We start from the raw sequence: 16,060 nt of genomic DNA, 5'->3' as shown, positions 1-16,060 counted from the left end.
ATCCGCGAGCGGATCAAACGCTACAACATCCAGTGCGATCTGCAGGAGGGGGGCGTCTTTGCCGCCGAGACCGAGAAACAGTTCCACGAGCTCAAGGCGCAGCAGGCGCGCTGGCAGAAGTGGGGCAACGACAAGCTGGAGCTGCTCGATGCCAGAGGCGTGCGCGAAGTGGTGGCGAGCGATCGCTACGTCGGCGCCCTGCTCGACAAGAGCGGCGGCCATATTCACCCCCTCAATCTGGCTCTCGGCGAGGCTGAAGCGATCCGCATGCAGGGTGGGCAGATCTTCGAGCAGTCGGCCGTTACCAGCATCACCCCGGGCCAGCCTGCTCTGGTCAAGACCGCCAAAGGAGCGGTGAAGGCGCGCTACATAGTGGTGGCCGGTAACGCCTACCTCGGCAATCTGGTGCCCGAGCTCGCTGGCAAGAGCATGCCCTGTGGCACCCAGGTGATCGCCACCGAGGTGCTGGGGGAGGAGCGGGCCCGCGAGCTGCTGCCGCAGAATTACTGCCTGGAGGATTGCAACTACCTGCTCGACTACTACCGCACCAGCGCCGATCACCGGCTGATCTATGGCGGTGGCGTGGTCTATGGCGCACGGGATCCGGCAGATATCGAGCGGCTGATCATCCCTAAGATGCTCAAGACCTTCCCCCAGCTTAAAGACGTCAAGGTGGAGTACACCTGGACAGGCAATTTCCTGCTCACCCTGTCGAGGCTGCCACAGTTTGGTCGCATCGGCCCCAACATTTACTACATGCAGGGCTACAGCGGCCACGGTGTCACCTGTACCCATCTGGCGGGCAAGCTGCTCTCCGAGGTGCTGAGCGGTCAGGCGGAGCGCTTCGATGCCTTTGCCAAGCTGCCGCACTACCCCTTCCCGGGCGGTCGCCTGTTCCGCATTCCCTTCACCGCCGCGGGCGCCGCCTGGTACACCTTGCGCGATCGGCTGGGGGTATAAGGGCTGCCCGGCGAGAAATATGGTCTGGTGCTGGCGACAATGCGAGCGCAGATGCCAGCACAAATGCCGAAAAACAGAAGGCCACCGCGAGGGTGGCCTTCTGTTTTACCCGAAGCGGGTTGCCGCGATTAGCTGTAATAGGCTTCGACGGTGCCCTTGAGTTTGATCAGGATGGGTTGACCACGGCGATCCAGCGCCTTGGGGGAGGGGATCTTCACCCAGCCTTCACTGATGCAGTACTCCTCGACATCGGTGCGCTCTTTGCCGTTCAGGCGAATACCGATCGGGTGCTCGAAGCAGGCTGCCACATAGTGAGGGCTGCGGGGATTGCAGGAGAGGTGATCCGGCAGAGCCGGTTTGGTGCTGGTATCGCTCATCGATATAACCCGAAATGAATAAAAAGTGGGTCATTGTAGAGAATGCCGCCATGGCATTCAAGGCGGCCACAATACCGGCCAAGGCGGGCGGCCATTTATGTTGGTGACTTGCTTATCCCCGTTGCCAATCCATCCCCAGCTCGGGGCGACCGCTATGCCCGATCCGGATTGCGTTATCGGGCATAGCGTCTATTACAGGCTGACTTCTATTTGCGGGTCAGCTTGTCGAGGTAGCCCATGGCGAAGGCCGAGAGGACAAAGGTGATGTGGATCAGCAGGTACCACTTGATCTTGTCGTTGGGGAGGTTTTCGGCATTCATAAACACCTTGAGCAAGTGAATGGAGGAGATGGCGACAATGGAGGCGGCGACCTTGTTTTTCAGGGAGCCGGCATCGAGCTTGCCGAGCCACACCAGTTTGTCGCTCTCATCCCCTACATCGAGGCGCGAGACGAAGTTCTCATAGCCGGAAAACATCACCATCACGATAAGTCCCCCTACCAGGGTGATATCGATCAGCGACAGTGTGACCAGCACCAGATCCACCTCTTTCATCTCCAGTATGTTGGGCAGGATATGGAGGATCTCCTGAAAGAATTTCACCCCCAGTGCCAGCAGTATGAGGCTGAGCCCAAGATAGATGGGGGCCATGATCCAGCGGGATGCGTACATCAATCTTTCAAACATGTTTTCCATAGTGCGATTAAAGATCCATCAAATGGTTAACAAACGAGTCGGCCATAGCTTAACCGAGATGCATCACATCTCAAGTATCTCGATAGCATATTGCTGAATTGGGTGGTGCCAGGCGGGATTTTTTAACCCCGGGGAGGGCGATGGAGCGGTTGGCAGGGCTAGTGGCCTTGCCCATCCGGTGTCAGGGAAGATCCAGGGTAAAGCGGGCACCGCCGAGGGGAGATTCATCGACCCGGATCTGGCCGCCGTAGCTGTGAACGATCTCGGTCACGACAGCCAGACCGATGCCCTGGCCGGGCGAGCTGTCAGCGCGCACGCCACGCTGAAAGATCTGCTCCGATTTGGCCGGATCGATGCCCGGGCCATCATCTTCTACCTCGATGCGTAACCGATCGAGATGGCGGCGTACCGTCACCTTCACTTCGCTGATGGCAAATTTGCAGGCGTTGTCGAGCAGGTTGCCCATCAGTTCCATCAGATCGCCCTGTTCGCCGTGGAAGAGGGCATCATCATCGAACTGGAAGTGGGTCTGCAGCTTCTTGTGGCGATAGACCTTGGCCAGACTGGCCAGCAGCTTCTCGATGAGCGGTACCGGCTCGGTGCCTTTGCTGGCGAGGCGCTGGCGACCGGTGACGGCTCGTCTGAGTTGGTACTGGATCATCTGATCCATGGTGAGGATCTGTTCATTGATGTTGTCGTGGATCTCCCTCCCCAGCTTCATTTCGCGGGTGGTGATCTGTATCAGCGCCAGCCGTGTTTTCAGGCTGTGAGCGAGATCGTTGAGGGCATGCTGGTAGCGCTGGGTCTGCTGGCGTTCGTTCTCCAGCAACTGGTTGATGGAGTCGGTCAGCGGGGCCAACTCCCGTTCAAAATCATGGGCGATAGCATCCCGCTTGCCTGCCCGGATATCGTCGAGCTGATTAGCGATAGTGCGCAGGGAGCGGAGGCTCCAGAAGGTGGTGAGCAGCAGCAGCCCGGCAAGCAGCAGATAGGCGAGCAACGCCTGTTTGGCCGTCTGGTAGAGGTAGGCGCGGGACTCTTCGTGATAGCGTTTGGCCGAGTCAATCATCACCACGTAGTAGGCTGTGGTGCCGCTGCCGGGATTGCGGGTAAAACGCAGGCTGTAGACGAAGTAGCTCTCGCCGTTCTTGATGGTGTGCTTCTTGAAGAAGTAGTCGAGATCCATTCCCCCCAGATACTTCATCAGGTCCCGACAGATGGTCTGTTTGGCCTTGATCACCTCCGGCATATGGAGGCTCGACCAAATCAGCTCGCCATCGGCACGACAGATCAGCGTATCGAGATTGCTGTTACTGACCTGGCGGGAAATGCGTCCGATCTCGGTGGCTTCGCTGTTGACTGGCTTGGTAGAGGAGAACATCTTGGCCAGGTTCTCCTGCATGCCGGCGCTCGCCTTCTGGCTCTGCTCCTCCATGTGGCCGAGGTAGAGAGCATAGACGGCGAACCCCATGCTCAGTGCGATGACCAGCAGCGAACTGAGCAGCAGTTTGATGTGCAGAGAGCTGCGGAGCATCCTGATGGGACGTGGCAGATGAAACTGCATCAGCTACAGGAGAGGTTGAAGATGTAGCCCTGACGACGGATGGTCGAGATGGGTTGAATCGTCCCTTCCGGATCCAGCTTTTTGCGCAGGCGGCTCACCATCACCTCTATGGTGTTGGGATCCCCCTCTCCATCGCCGTAGAGCTGGTCGAGTAACTGCTGCTTGGAGACCACCTGACGGGCGTTGCGCATCAGGTACTCCAGAATCAGGTATTCAAAGCTGGTGAGCACTGCCACTTCACCGTCGATGGTCAGCTCCTTGCGGGAGAGATCCAGCTCGTAATCACCGGCCTTCACTCTGGGGGAGATAAAGCCGGCGCTGCGGCGCATCAAGGCATTGAGGCGGGCCAGCAACTCATCTTTCTGGAACGGTTTGACCAGATAGTCATCAGCCCCCGCCTCCAGTCCTTCGACCTTGTCCTGCCAGTTGCCACGGGCGGTCAGCACAATGATGGGGAAGGGGATCTGCCGTTCGCGCAGTTGGCGGATCAACTGCAAGCCATCCATATCGGGCAGACCGAGATCGATGATCGCCACATCAATGGGGTAGTCGGCGGCATAGTGCAACGCAATTCCGGCCTGATCGGTGCTGTATACCTGATTGTTGGCTTCGGTCAGCAGAGAGGAGAGGTGGTGATTGAGCAGCTTGTCGTCTTCGACCAACAGAATTTTCATGATGTGAACGGTCATAGGGGTCCAGACTGTCAATTAGAAAGTGTATGTCGCTTTGAGTCAATTCGAATCCTATCGTGCAGCTCCTGTATCGGGACTGAATCATAAGGCGTTCTGCTTGTAGAGACCTGTCAGAGGCCTGAGCAGTGGGCCGCTTCATAGACACCGGTCTTGTCGCGTTCAAAAAACAGAAGGGGCAATGTGTGCCCCTTCTGTTTTTGTTCTGCTGCTTGTTAGCTGCGGCGTGGCGGCAGCATATTGGTGAGGGTGTTGTCTTTGAGAATATGGTGGTGATAGAGGGCCGCCACCGTGTGCAGGCCGATCAGGGCGTAACCGATATTGCCTAGGGTCTCGTGTACCTCCTTGATCAGCCCCTTGAGGTCCGGACTTGGGGAAAGCAGGGCAGGCAGCTCAAGCCCGAAGAAGGGTATGGGCTTGCCCGCGGCGCTCAGCAGCAGCCAGCCAAACAGCGGGGTGAGAATCAGAAAACCGTAGAGGGCGAGGTGGGCCAGTTTTGCCAGCTTGTGCATGATCGGGGAGAGCTCGGGCACGATACGGGGCGTCGGGCTCATCCAGCGCAGGGCCAGTCTGACAAACACCAGGGCGAAGATAAGCAGCCCCAGCATAAAGTGCCACTCCTTCATCAGATCCCGGCCAGGGTCCCCTTTGGGGAAGATATCGCGAAATTCGATCAGGGCGTAGACGGCGATCATGGCCCACAGGGTCAGCCAGTGCAGCCCGATATTCAGGGGGCCATAACGTTGTTCACTGTTCATCAGCATAGGTTTGTTCCTTCGAAGTGCTGTCACATCCGTGTGGTATCCCCGCACTCAAGCGTGTCGGGGCGAGGCCAGATCCTTTGGCGGCAACTGCCGGGCAGTCATGCTTGCCATACATCGATAGCCTGCTGCTGGCCTCAGTCAGAGAGGAGATGCCCTCTGCTGTCTGCATGGTATCACTGGCAACCGGGTGGATAGTCTGATCAATGCCACACAATTTACAGGCTCATTAAGCCCCTTGTGACGTGAAGAAGGCGTGAAATAGCATCCGTGATGTCGGCCTGCCAAGGTTCAGGCAGGCTCGATGGCCAGCACCACGCAATCCGGCTCGTTGATGCGAAAACGGACGTTGCAGTCAAACAGCCGCACCCCGTACTCCTTCTCATCGGGTTTGCCCTTCTTGTAGGCGGGGCGCGGATCTTGCGCCAGCACTTCGCTCACCAGCTGGCGCAGCTCGGGATGGGCCTTGAGCCAGGGTTGCAGTTGCTGCTCGGCCTCGGCACTGAAGCTCACCGCCAGTGGCGGGGTGGGGGCGTCGGGGGCAAAGCCGCCACGGGCACCCGGCAGGCTGTCGGCATAGGGGATGTAGGGTTTGATATCAACGATGGGGGTGCCATCGAGCAGATCCACCGCCCCCAGCTCCAGCCACAGTTTGCCCCGCTCGCGGCCGACCCCTTGCAGTTCGACCACCGAGAGGCCGAGTGGATTGGGGCGGAAGGTGGAGCGAGTGGCAAAGACGCCGACCCGCTCGTTGCCGCCAAGGCGCGGCGGGCGCACCGTCGGGTGCCAGCCTTGCGCCATGGTCTGGTGAAACACGAAGCTGAGCCACAGATGGGAGAACTGCTCGATGCCGCGCAGCACATCCGGCTGATCGTAAGGGGGGAGCAGCTCGAGGCGGGCGCGGGCCGATTTAACCAGACCGGGCTGGCGGGGGATGGCGAACTTCTCCTTGTAGGGAGAGCGGATGATCCCGAGGGTGTCGATTTCGAACTTCATGGCGGATCCTGACTGAAAACCCCGGCAATTTAGCACAGGCGGCCCCAAAACGCAGGCTTGGCCTCGCTACGCCCTTTTCTGCGGCGCTGCCGTGATCCCTGTCCCATCCCGGCCAGTCGGGGGCTGTGCCCGCACGCCGAGTTGCGTAGGGTGGAGGCATTGGCGTGTCAGGATGAAATGTGCGCACTCGCGCCGAAGGGGGAGGGAGAGGGATGAAATTGCTGATTATCGGTGGCACCGGCTTTTTGGGGCGCCACCTCACCGCGCTGGCGCTAGATTGGGGCCATGAAGTGACCCTGTTCAATCGCGGCCTGCACCAGCATCCGGACTGGCGCGATCTGGTGCAGCTCACCGGCGACAGGGACAAGAGCCTGAGAGCCCTGCAAGGGGCCGGGTTGCAGTGGGATCTCGTCATCGATACCTGCTGCTATCACCCCGAGCAGGCGGCGAGCCTCTCGGCGGCCTTGCTCGGGCGCTGCGCACGGCTGATCTTTATCTCCACTATCAGCGTCTATCGCGATTTCTCAATTCCCGGAATGGATGAGTCGGCGCCCCTGCACCCTATCCCCGAAGGTGAAATGCCCACTGACTATAGCCCCCTCAAGGTGTTGTGCGAGCAGGAGTATCGCGCCCGCTGGGGTGAGCGGCTCTGCATCCTGCGCCCGGGCGTGCTGTGCGGCCCCCATGATCCCACCGGTCGCATGGCCTGGTGGATTAAGCGGGTGCAGCAGGGCGGGCCCTGGTTGCTGCCGGGCAGTGGTGAAGATCGCTTGCAGTATCTCGATGTGCGCGACTGTGCCGAGTTTGTGTTGCGCGCGGCGGAGCAGCAGTTGGGGGGCACATTCAACCTGCTCAAGCCCGGCATTACCCTCTGCGACTGGCTGGAGCGGCTGAGCGCCCGGTTGCAGCCCGCCCGCCCCATCCAGCCCGAGTGGTTGCCCTGGTCGACCCTGATGGCAGCCGGAATCGAGCCCTGGCAGAGCTATCCCACCCTCTTGCCCTGCGCGCAGGCGGAGTTTGCCGGTTACGGTTCTGTAAGCGCCGAGGCGGCCATCGTGAAGGGATTGAACTTCCGGCCGTTGGAGGAGACCGCCGCCGACCTTGCCCACTGGCTGGCCATCGAGCCTGCCGCCGGGGTAGCGGCGAATGCCATGACTCAGGCCGAGGAGATTTCGCTACGGCAGCTGTTGCTGGCGCCCAGTCTGCAATAGGAGAGGGAGCATCGTGCCGCTGCTACCGAGCGTGGCGCGGCAGGTGTGAATACAACGAGAGAGGGCATCCCACGGGATGCCCTCTCTCTCTATCCATGCCTGATGGTTGCCGAATAAAGGCTGACGCGATTCCCCATCACATCGCTGTCGCTCACCGAGTTAGCGAATGGTGGCCCCCGCGGCTACCAGCAGCTCTTTCAAAATGGTGCGATGGCAGCGGGACTCCTGCTCGCAGTAGCAGCCCACCGACAGGTTGGTGGTATGAGAGAGGGCGGCCAGTAGCGCCAGATCATGCCTGGCGGCAGGTTGCGCCATCTCGGCCTTGTACTGTTTGCCAAACGCCGCCCATTGGGCGGGTGTCTCGGCTGCCTGCCCCAGCTTCATGGTCTCGCTGCTGGGGGCCAGGTTGGGAAACCAGACATCGTACCAATGCTGGCTGGCAAATTCGCTCTTGGGTACGCCGCGGGGCGGGCGGCGCACCGTGCCGATCCGCAGCCCCTCATCGGGCTGGCGCGGGCTGCCAAGGCGAACGATAGCAAGGGCCATGACAGCGGGTTACTTCTCTTCGGCCACTTTCAGCGCCTGCCCGTAGCAGATCACCTGTTTCAGGCACCCCGGGGTGTCGCTGAATTCGGCGCATTTGTCGATGGTGACGCCGTTGCCACCCATGTCGGCTGCGCGGCGGCGGGCCAGGGTGCGCGCTTCACCGGCGTTGGGCACCGGCTGGTTGGCATCGGCCTGGCAGGATTCACCCTCGATGGTGCCAAGGTAGAGGTAGTTGAGGTCAGCCAGCTCATCCTGTTCATAGATGCGCACGCTACCGGGTTTGAAGTATTCGTCGAAGTTCTCTTTATCCAGATTGCTGTTGAAGGCGTAGTTGGCACAGCCGGAGGCAATCAGGGGCATCATCAGGATCAGGCGTTTCATCGTCTCGTATCTTGTGTCGGTGATGAGGACAGTAGAAATGCGCAGGCGCTCCATGTCGGCATCTTGTTGAATAATGAGGGGGACATTATAGGGGCCAGCCGCCTGCGGCGACCAGCCCCGTTTTGCGCCCGGTTGTCAGGGTGTGACCCCCATCAGCCTGATATCAAACCGGAGCCAGCCGCTGATAGAGGCTGCGGTAGTAATCATCCGCCAGCAGCTCGTTGTGAGGGGCGCAGAGGCGGATCTGCCCCTCTTCCATCAGGGCAATCCGGTCCATCTGCTCCATCCCCAGCAGGCGGTGGGAGATGAGCAGCAAGGTGCGAGCTGCCCCAAGCCGGAACAGCAGATCCATGATCTCCCGCTCGGTCTGGCTGTCGAGCCCTTCGGTCGGTTCGTCCAGCAGCCAGAGCGGCGCATCGTGCAGCAGGGCGCGGGCGATACCGATACGGCGACGCTCGCCACCGGAGAGGGGGCGGCCGCCGTCACCGAGCCAGGCGTCGAGGCCCGCCTCATCTTCCAGCAGATTGGCCAGTCCGACCTGGGTCAGTACCGCAATCAGCTGCTCGTCAGTGGCGGTCGGGGCGGCCAGCTTGAGGTTGCCCCGCAGGGTATCGGCAAACAGATGCACCCGCTGGCTCACAACCGAGATGGAGGCGCGCAGCGCCCCTTCGCTGTAGTCGGTGAGCGGCTTGCCACCCAGCAGGATCTTGCCAGCCTGCGGGCTCCACTCACGAGTCAGCAGCCCCATCAGGGTCGATTTGCCGCAGCCGGTCTGGCCCAGCAGCGCCAGCTTCTCACCGGCGTGCAGTTGCAGGGTGCAGCCACGCAGCACCGGCTGGGGGTTGCCGGGGTAGCCAAAATAGAGGTCATTGATCTGCAGCGCGCCAGCGGTGGCGTGGGTCTGCTCGTCGCCCCAAACGGGGGCTTTTGCCTCTTGCAGGATCTCGTTCAGGCGGCGTGCCGAGGTGAGGCTGGTGGAGAGGTGCTGGAAAGCCCCCGCCAGCGGCATCAGTGCCTCGAAGCTTGCCAGGGTGGCAAAGACCATCAGCGCGGTGATGGGGTCGGGTGCAGCACCCGCTACCCCATGACCGGCCAGCCAGAGCATCAGGGTCAGGGTCCAGCCGCTCAGCAGTTGCACCGAGAAGTTGGCCAGCCCGCTCACCTTGGCCATCCGGGCCTGCGCGACGAGCAGCGCCTGTTCGGCCTGTTGCAGCTCAACCAGCGCCTTGGGGGCGGCGGCAAACATCTGCAGCTCGGCCTGACCATCCAGATAGTCCACCATCCGGGTGCGCAGGGTCGATTTTTCGGCAATCAGAGCCTGACCGGGGCGACGGCCGAGGAAGTAGAACACCAGCGGCAGGGCAATCATGCCAAACAGCAGAATGGCACCCAGGGTGAGGGCGAGGCGACTGTCGAAAAACGACAGGAAGAAGACCAGTCCGGCGGTGCTGAGCAGGGCCGCGCCTATGGGGGTGATCAGCCGCAGATAGACGTGGTCCATCGCATCGATGTCGGCCACCAGCCGGTTGAGCAGATCCGCCTGACGGAAACCGGCCAGAGTACCGGTGGAGAGCGGCGAGAGTTTCTGCCAGAACCAGACCCGTAGTCGGGTCAGTACCCGGAAGGTGGCGTCGTGGCTCACTACCCGCTCACCCCAGCGACCGGCTGTGCGGACGATGGAGAAGAAGCGCACCCCGCCTGCAGGGGTCATGTAGTTAAAGGCATGGGTCGTCGCAACGGTCATTCCCGCCACGGCGGCGGCGGAGAGGAACCAGCCGGAGAGGGAGAGCAGCCCCATGCCGGCGGCCAGGGTCACCAGCGCCAGCAGCAAACCAATGGTGAGGCTGAGCCAGTGTTGGCGATAGAGGCGCAGAAACGGCAACAGATCACTCATCGAGAGAACCTCCGGAACGTTGGGAGAGTAGGCGGGCAAAAAGCCCCTGCCCAGAACTAAGTTGCTGGAAGCTGCCTTGCTCCACCAGCTGGCCGCGGGCCAGCACCATTATCTTGTCCATCTTGGTAAGCTGGTCGAGGCGGTGGGTGATCATCAGCAGGGTCTGGCCAGCCATCGCCTGCTCAAGGGTGCTCATGATGGCGCGTTCGGAGTGGCGATCCAGACTGGCGGTCGGCTCATCGAGCACCATCAGCTGGGTTGATTTGAGCAGGGTTCGCGCCAGGGCGAGGCGCTGAGCCTGACCGACCGAGAGGCCGCCTGCCTGATCGCCGACCGGATAGTCGAGCCCCTTCTCCATGGCAAATTCCCACGCCTGCGCCCGTTTCAGGGCATCTTCCAGCTCTGCATCGCTGGCCGTTGGCTTGGCCAGCAGCAGGTTGTCGCGCAAGGAGGCGTGGAACAGCTGCGGGTTTTGCGAGAGCCAGCCCAGTTGCAGGCGCCACTGGCTCATGTCGAGGGTGGCGAGCTCCTGCCCGTTGACCTTGAGTTCACCGCTATAGGGGGCAAAGCCGAGCAGTGCATTGACCAGCGAGCTCTTACCTGCGCCGCTGACGCCGATGAGGGCGGTGCGCGAACCGGCTTCCAGGGTGAAATCGATAGGGCCGACCAGCACCTTGCCTTCGGCGCTCAGCACTTCAAGCCCTTTGGCTTCTACCTTGACCGGGCTGTCGGCATGGAACGGCGCCGTGCCTGCGGCCGGTTCGCTCACCTCGGCTTCGAGGAATTCAAGCAGCTGCTCGGCAGCGCCGATGGCCTGCGCCTTGGCGTGGTAGTGGGCACCCAGTTCTCGCAGCGGGGCGTAGAACTCGGGGGCGAGAAACAGCACGAACAGGCCGGTAAAGAGGGTGACCTTGACCCCATAGCTACCAAAGTTCAGATGGTCGATATAAGAGAAGCCGAAGTAGACGGCGACCAGCGCCACTGAAATAGCGGCGAAGAACTCCAGCACGGCGGTGCTCAAAAACGCCAGGCGCAGCACTTCCATGGTGCGCTCGCGAAAATCTTCCGAGGCGTCGCGAATAGCGTCACCTTCTGCCTGGGTACGCATAAAGAGTTGCAGGGTACGCAGCCCTTTCAGCCGATCGAGGAAGTGGCCGGAGAGACGGGCCAGCGCCTGAAAGTTGCGGCGGTTGGCATCGGCGGCGCCCACACCTACCAGGATCATAAAGATGGGGATGAGGGGCGCAGTGCCGAGCAGGATCAGACCTGCCGCCCAGTTGACCGGGAACACGGCCACCAGAACGACCACCGGAATAAAGACGGCGATGGCCATCTGCGGCAGATAGCGGGAGAAAAAATCCTGCATGTTTTCAATCTGTTCCAGCAACAGGCTGGCCCAGCTACCGGCCGGGCGGCGCTGGATATAGGCAGGGCCGAGACGACTCAAGCGCGTGAGCACCAGCTGGCGGATGGTCTGGCGCACCGCGCTGCCCGCCTTGAAACTGGCCACTTCGCGGCCGTAGGCCAGCGCCGCTTTGCCAAGCGTCACCAGCAGCAGGGTAATAAAGAGCGTGATGGATTGCTCAGGCGCGGAGCCTTCTATGATAAAGCCGTGCAACAGGGTCGCCAGCAGCCAGGCTTGCGCCACCATCAGAATGCCCTGGCCAAGGCCAAAAGCGATGGATATCGTGATCCAGCAGCGACCGTGACTCGATTGCTTGCGCAACCAGCCATAGAGACGTTTTTGCGTTTTTTTATCCATTACCACCATCCTCGCGTCGAGTGGCGCAAGACTATCCTTGCCGTTTGGCCTTGGCAACCTTGTAAATTATCTGTGTTGAAAATGTTTGATTGAAAAAGCAACCGTCTGTTCAATCCTTGTCCGAACAGATTGATTTATTGAAAAAAGTGGCAAAGGCGCCATTGCGCTCGGCGGCAAAATGCATATAGTAGGAGCCCTGACGCGGGTGTAGTTCAATGGTAGAACGGTAGCTTCCCAAGCTGCATACGTGGGTTCGATTCCCATCACCCGCTCCAAATTTCAGATGCCAGGCGGGCATCGTATAATGGCTATTACCTCAGCCTTCCAAGCTGATGATGCGGGTTCGATTCCCGCTGCCCGCTCCAGCTTCAAAACAAAAAGCCCACTCCTGCGAGTGGGCTTTTTGTTTTTCATCTTTCTTGTGCGCCGTTCGACGTCACGCTCACCGTTTCTCAGCTTTTAAGGTAAACCGCAGAGACAGAAAAGGCGCCCGAGGCGCCTTTTCAGATCAACAGCGTAGCGGGAGCTTATTCCTGCTCCAGCTCACCACAGAAACGGTAGCCTTCGCCGTGGATGGTGGCGATGATCTCCGGAGTATCGTTAACGCTTTCGAAGTGCTTGCGAATGCGACGGATGGTCACATCGACGGTACGGTCGTGGGGCTTGAGCTCACGGCCGGTCATCTTCTTCAGCAGCTCGGCACGGGTCTGGATCTGGCCCGGGTTTTCGCAGAAGTGCAGCATGGCGCGGAACTCGGAGCGCGGCAGCTTGAACATGTCGCCAGTCGGGCTGACCAGTGCGCGGCTGTTGATATCCAGCGCCCAGCCGTTGAACAGGTAGCGCTCAACCAGTTTCTTCTCTTCGCCACCGGCTGCCACGTTCATGGTGCGGCTCAGCAGGTTGCGTGCACGGATGGTCAGCTCGCGCGGGTTGAACGGCTTGGTGATGTAATCATCGGCGCCGATCTCCAGACCCAGGATCTTGTCCACTTCGTTGTCACGACCAGTCAGGAACATCAGAGCGATGTTGTCGTTCTCACGCAGCTCACGGGCCAGCAGCAGGCCGTTCTTGCCCGGCAGGTTGATGTCCATGATCACCAGATTGATGGTGTGGGAAGTGAGGGCCTGGTGCATCTCGTCGCCGTTGTTGGCTTCGAGCACGATGTAGCCTTCGGCTTCAAAAATGCTTTTCAGGGTATTGCGTGTGACCAGCTCGTCTTCGACGATCAGAATGTGTGGTGTTTGCATGAGTATTCCCAGATTCTTATCAGTTAATTATCTTAAATTTAACACTCTTTGGCGTTTCAAACCGATTTCCTGACTGATCCTGAAAATTTATTACGTCATCCTGGGTATGAGAGTCAGGTCGGAATATCGCGAATTAGGCATCAGTACCGGCAAGTATCCCTGTGCCACTTATAGGTTCCCGACAAGTCTGGTCGAGCAGAGCCTGGAAAGGTCGTCCATTACGAAAGTGGCCGCATTTTATCAGTTAACAGGAGCATAACAACACTCTTTGCCGTCAGATAGCAACTTTTTAACTCTGATTTGATATAGGTCAAACCCTGGTACAGCAGCATCATACTTGGCCTGAACCGGGTTTTCGCCCCTACAAAATGTAATGGAATGTAACATGTGATTGACATGAATTTGTGGGAAAACTACAAGAAAATCTGCTTTATCGCGCCATTTGAGCCACCAGACTGGTCTGCCTTTGCCATCATCACAGCCTGGAATCCGGCCAGCCAGTGGGTCACAGAACGACGCAATATGCGGCGGGAACGGGCGCTGTGGCGCCATCTGACCGTGGATTTGCAGGTGCCCGTGGTGGGGCCGTTTTGGGGATCTGACCCGGACGAACGCTGGCAGGAGTCATCGCTGGCGGTGGCGCTATCTCTGCCACAAGCCCGTCAGCTGGCAGCGCGTTTTGGCCAGAACGCCATCTACTGGGTGGAGGATGGCCAGCTTTGGCTGACACCAGTATTGACGGATAAATCAGCAGTTTGTCTGGGCAATATTGAATCCTTCTGGATTGCCAGAAACCTTGCCTGATGAAAGAATGAACACCTTCATGCATCTGAAAGGAATCAAATCATGCTGGATCTCCTGCCCGACCTCTGCGATCAACATGGCGACTTACTGCAAGTGGCCGACCCGGTGTTTCAGGATTTTGGCGGCAAGGCCCTCTTTTATGGTCGCGCCGTAACGCTCTCCTGTTATGAAGACAACAGTCTGGTGCGGGATCTGGTGACCCGCCCCGGTCACGGCAAGGTGATGGTGATCGACGGCGGCGGCTCGCTGCGCCGTGCGCTGCTTGGCGATCAACTGGCGGTCAAAGCGGTGGAGCAGGGGTGGGAGGGGATCCTGATCCACGGCGCGGCGCGGGATGTGGGCACCCTGGCGACACTGGCGCTCGGGGTCAAGGCGCTGGCGGCCTGTCCGGTCAAAACCGAGAAGCGGGGATTGGGTGAGCTGGGGGCCGTGGTCAGCTTTGCCGGTGTGACCATCCACGAAGGGGATTATGTCTATGCGGATCGCAACGGCGTGGTGGTGAGCGCCACGCCGCTGTTGTGATCATCAGAAGTTGAAGCCGACCCCCAGGCTCAGTGCCTGATCGGCAGTGATGGCGCTGACGCCGTAGTTGGCGGTGAGGGAGAGTCTGGGGGTCAGCAGCAGGCTGGAGTTGAGCTCCAGCAGGGTGCTGGCCTTGTTGAGATCGAGATGTTTGATCTGGCTGCCGATATTGAATGCCGGAGAGAGCTGGTAGCGTACCCCCGAACTCATATTGAAACCGGATGTGCGATTTTGATCCGCCACCGCCGGGCCCGCTTCCATAAAGAGGGTCACATCATCCACCACCGGATATTGATAGCCGCTATTGACCAGCCAGAGATCAAAACTGTCGCTGTGATGGCTATGGCCATTGAGCAGCACACCCGAGTAACTTTTGACATAGAGAGACGGGTTGGATTGCGGCTGAACCACTGCCCAGTCGGCGGCCTGAACAGCCAAGCTGGCGCAGGTTGCAAGCAGTGTGATGATGAGTGATTTGACCATTCGTTTCCCCTCCCTGGGTCCGGAACTGAGCCTAAGCATGGCACATGCCAGCTGGTAGTAAAGTGAAGGGAGATCACAATAAAATCCTTTGGCATGGGCGCCAGCCATGATAAACAGGCTGCCGTATTGATGGCTCTAATCATTAAGAGGTGAATCCATGAACAAGAAACTGACTCTGCTGGCCGCGCTGGCACTGGGAGGCTGCGCAATGGCAACAGGTTCCAGCATGGCTCAACTGCAAGCATCCAGCTGGCAGCTGCAAGGCGCCACCGGCGATACCTTCACCCTGCAAGTGGTCGACGGCAAGGTGGCGGGCAAGGGCGGCTGCAACCGCTATTTTGGCGGTATCACCAAACAGGGTGACGGTGTCTTGACGCTGGGCGCCATGGGCTCCACTCGCATGATGTGCATCGGCGACGCCATGAACAAAGAGACCGAGTTCCTGCAAAAGCTGGAGAAGGTGGCAACCTACTCCATCAACGGCAACCAGCTGACTCTGAGCGATGCCAACAAGGCGGCCCTGCTCACCTTTAACGCGGTGCCAGCTGCCAAATAAGGCACGCGTTCGTCTGATTGCCCCGACAGCTCTGACTGTCTGATACACGCCCTCCCTCTGGAGGGCGTCTGTTTATCTGCGATGAACCCTGTGTGGTCATCCGCTACTGTTGTTCACTCGTCGATTCTCCAGTCAGCCCGGTTTGATGCCTGCACCACGAATCTTCGCTTCGGTACGTATCTTGATCATTTCAATAATTCTTGTATAGTTGAAATAAAAGGTCACACCAAGGGGAGTGTAGATGAACAAAGAGATGGCCACCAAGGTCTTTGAATCGCTGGCATCCGGCATCCGGCTCGATGTATGGCGGCTGCTGGTGAAGGCCGGGCTGGAGGGGCGGGTCGCCGGTGAACTGGCCAGCGAGCTCGATATTGCCCCCAATACCCTCTCGTTTCACCTCAAGGCGATGCTCAACACCGGTCTGCTGTCGGTGGAGCAGGAGGGGCGCTTTCTGCGCTACCGCGCCAATATTCCCCTGATGCTGGATGTGATCGCCTACCTCACCGAGGAGTGCTGCGCCGGTCATCCCGAGGCGTGCGGCGTGATGCGTGCCGAGTCAGCCTGCTCCCCCCATGTTCTGCCTGCGCAGCCCTGTTGCAACAAGGAGTAATG

The 16,060-nt window shown here is 59.7% G+C and carries 18 protein-coding genes and 2 tRNA genes; 8 read left to right on the top strand and 12 right to left on the bottom strand.

Features of this window, described 5'->3' with window-relative positions; translation table 11 throughout:
- The coding region (locus G5358_RS00405) for an NAD(P)/FAD-dependent oxidoreductase (RefSeq protein WP_421323374.1) at window positions 1–960 on the top strand (960 nt) is incomplete at its 5' end.
- A 128-nt stretch (window positions 961–1,088) separates the two neighbouring features.
- Here the strand turns inward: G5358_RS00405 and G5358_RS00400 are convergent.
- The 6 genes from G5358_RS00400 to tsaA form a co-directional block, all read right to left on the bottom strand.
- Entirely contained in the window at window positions 1,089–1,337 is a 249-nt protein-coding gene (locus G5358_RS00400) for a DUF3297 family protein (RefSeq protein WP_005347440.1), read from the bottom strand.
- A 206-nt stretch (window positions 1,338–1,543) separates the two neighbouring features.
- Window positions 1,544–2,032: a TIGR00645 family protein gene (locus G5358_RS00395; protein WP_040065876.1), complete on the bottom strand. Its 489-nt coding sequence runs from the start codon at window positions 2,030–2,032 to the stop codon at window positions 1,544–1,546.
- 181 nt (window positions 2,033–2,213) lie between these two features.
- Complete coding sequence (locus G5358_RS00390) at window positions 2,214–3,596, bottom strand: ATP-binding protein (RefSeq protein ID WP_216953180.1); 1,383 nt, start codon at window positions 3,594–3,596, stop codon at window positions 2,214–2,216.
- Window positions 3,596–4,270, bottom strand: coding sequence for a response regulator (locus G5358_RS00385; RefSeq protein WP_216953181.1), 675 nt, complete (start codon window positions 4,268–4,270; stop codon window positions 3,596–3,598). The genes G5358_RS00390 and G5358_RS00385 overlap by 1 nt, the downstream gene beginning before the upstream one ends.
- Window positions 4,271–4,500: 230 nt before the next feature.
- Window positions 4,501–5,049, bottom strand: a complete 549-nt coding sequence (locus G5358_RS00380; RefSeq protein ID WP_421323373.1) for a cytochrome b — start codon at window positions 5,047–5,049, stop codon at window positions 4,501–4,503.
- Between the two features lie 288 nt (window positions 5,050–5,337).
- Complete coding sequence (gene tsaA, locus G5358_RS00375) at window positions 5,338–6,042, bottom strand: tRNA (N6-threonylcarbamoyladenosine(37)-N6)-methyltransferase TrmO (protein ID WP_421262901.1); 705 nt, start codon at window positions 6,040–6,042, stop codon at window positions 5,338–5,340.
- Window positions 6,043–6,254: 212 nt separating this feature from the next.
- Here tsaA and G5358_RS00370 point away from each other — a divergent pair, with 212 nt between their 5' ends.
- On the top strand, window positions 6,255–7,253 hold the full coding sequence (locus G5358_RS00370; protein WP_421323372.1) for an NAD-dependent epimerase/dehydratase family protein: 999 nt from the start codon (window positions 6,255–6,257) through the stop codon (window positions 7,251–7,253).
- A 159-nt stretch (window positions 7,254–7,412) separates the two neighbouring features.
- On the opposite strand, the gene G5358_RS00365 is transcribed toward G5358_RS00370, so the two are convergent.
- The 4 genes from G5358_RS00365 to cydD form a co-directional block, all read right to left on the bottom strand.
- Window positions 7,413–7,799, bottom strand: a complete 387-nt coding sequence (locus G5358_RS00365) for a DUF488 domain-containing protein (RefSeq protein WP_421323371.1) — start codon at window positions 7,797–7,799, stop codon at window positions 7,413–7,415.
- A gap of 9 nt (window positions 7,800–7,808) precedes the next feature.
- Window positions 7,809–8,180: an Rcs stress response system protein RcsF gene (gene rcsF / locus G5358_RS00360; RefSeq protein WP_013723982.1), complete on the bottom strand. Its 372-nt coding sequence runs from the start codon at window positions 8,178–8,180 to the stop codon at window positions 7,809–7,811.
- A gap of 163 nt (window positions 8,181–8,343) precedes the next feature.
- Window positions 8,344–10,074: a heme ABC transporter ATP-binding protein/permease CydC gene (gene cydC / locus G5358_RS00355; protein ID WP_421323370.1), complete on the bottom strand. Its 1,731-nt coding sequence runs from the start codon at window positions 10,072–10,074 to the stop codon at window positions 8,344–8,346.
- The gene (gene cydD / locus G5358_RS00350; protein ID WP_421323369.1) at window positions 10,067–11,836 is read right to left on the bottom strand and encodes a heme ABC transporter permease/ATP-binding protein CydD; all 1,770 of its coding nucleotides are present in this window, start codon (window positions 11,834–11,836) and stop codon (window positions 10,067–10,069) included. Before cydD ends, cydC begins: the two co-directional genes overlap by 8 nt.
- Before the next feature lie 201 nt (window positions 11,837–12,037).
- Between cydD and G5358_RS00345 the strand changes: the two genes are divergently transcribed.
- Both G5358_RS00345 and G5358_RS00340 read left to right on the top strand, forming a co-directional pair.
- Window positions 12,038–12,111: transfer RNA gene (locus G5358_RS00345), tRNA-Gly, on the top strand.
- Window positions 12,112–12,126: 15 nt separating this feature from the next.
- Window positions 12,127–12,201, top strand: a tRNA-Gly gene (locus G5358_RS00340).
- Between the two features lie 162 nt (window positions 12,202–12,363).
- On the opposite strand, the gene arcA is transcribed toward G5358_RS00340, so the two are convergent.
- Complete coding sequence (gene arcA / locus G5358_RS00335) at window positions 12,364–13,083, bottom strand: two-component system response regulator ArcA (protein ID WP_005338193.1); 720 nt, start codon at window positions 13,081–13,083, stop codon at window positions 12,364–12,366.
- Between the two features lie 396 nt (window positions 13,084–13,479).
- Between arcA and G5358_RS00330 the strand changes: the two genes are divergently transcribed.
- A complete protein-coding gene (locus G5358_RS00330) occupies window positions 13,480–13,887 on the top strand; it encodes a DUF3293 domain-containing protein (RefSeq protein WP_100654214.1) in 408 nt (135 codons plus the stop codon).
- Window positions 13,888–13,929: 42 nt separating this feature from the next.
- Complete coding sequence (locus G5358_RS00325; protein ID WP_118854119.1) at window positions 13,930–14,409, top strand: putative 4-hydroxy-4-methyl-2-oxoglutarate aldolase; 480 nt, start codon at window positions 13,930–13,932, stop codon at window positions 14,407–14,409.
- Between the two features lie 3 nt (window positions 14,410–14,412).
- Here the strand turns inward: G5358_RS00325 and G5358_RS00320 are convergent, their stop codons facing one another.
- Window positions 14,413–14,892, bottom strand: coding sequence for a hypothetical protein (locus G5358_RS00320; RefSeq protein ID WP_201991688.1), 480 nt, complete (start codon window positions 14,890–14,892; stop codon window positions 14,413–14,415).
- 157 nt (window positions 14,893–15,049) lie between these two features.
- Here G5358_RS00320 and G5358_RS00315 point away from each other — a divergent pair, with 157 nt between their 5' ends.
- Window positions 15,050–15,448 (top strand): META domain-containing protein, encoded by a 399-nt coding sequence (locus tag G5358_RS00315; protein WP_005359119.1) that lies wholly within the window; start codon window positions 15,050–15,052, stop codon window positions 15,446–15,448.
- A gap of 241 nt (window positions 15,449–15,689) precedes the next feature.
- Window positions 15,690–16,058, top strand: a complete 369-nt coding sequence (locus G5358_RS00310; protein ID WP_005338181.1) for an ArsR/SmtB family transcription factor — start codon at window positions 15,690–15,692, stop codon at window positions 16,056–16,058.
- The last annotated feature ends 2 nt before the right edge of the window (window positions 16,059–16,060 follow it).

It is taken from the genome of Aeromonas sp. 604176 (genome assembly GCF_049170755.1).
Taxonomy (GTDB): Bacteria; Pseudomonadota; Gammaproteobacteria; order Enterobacterales; family Aeromonadaceae; genus Aeromonas; species Aeromonas veronii_A.
The sequence above is the reverse complement of the archived record's forward strand: the minus strand, read 5'-3'. Positions and strand labels throughout refer to the sequence as shown.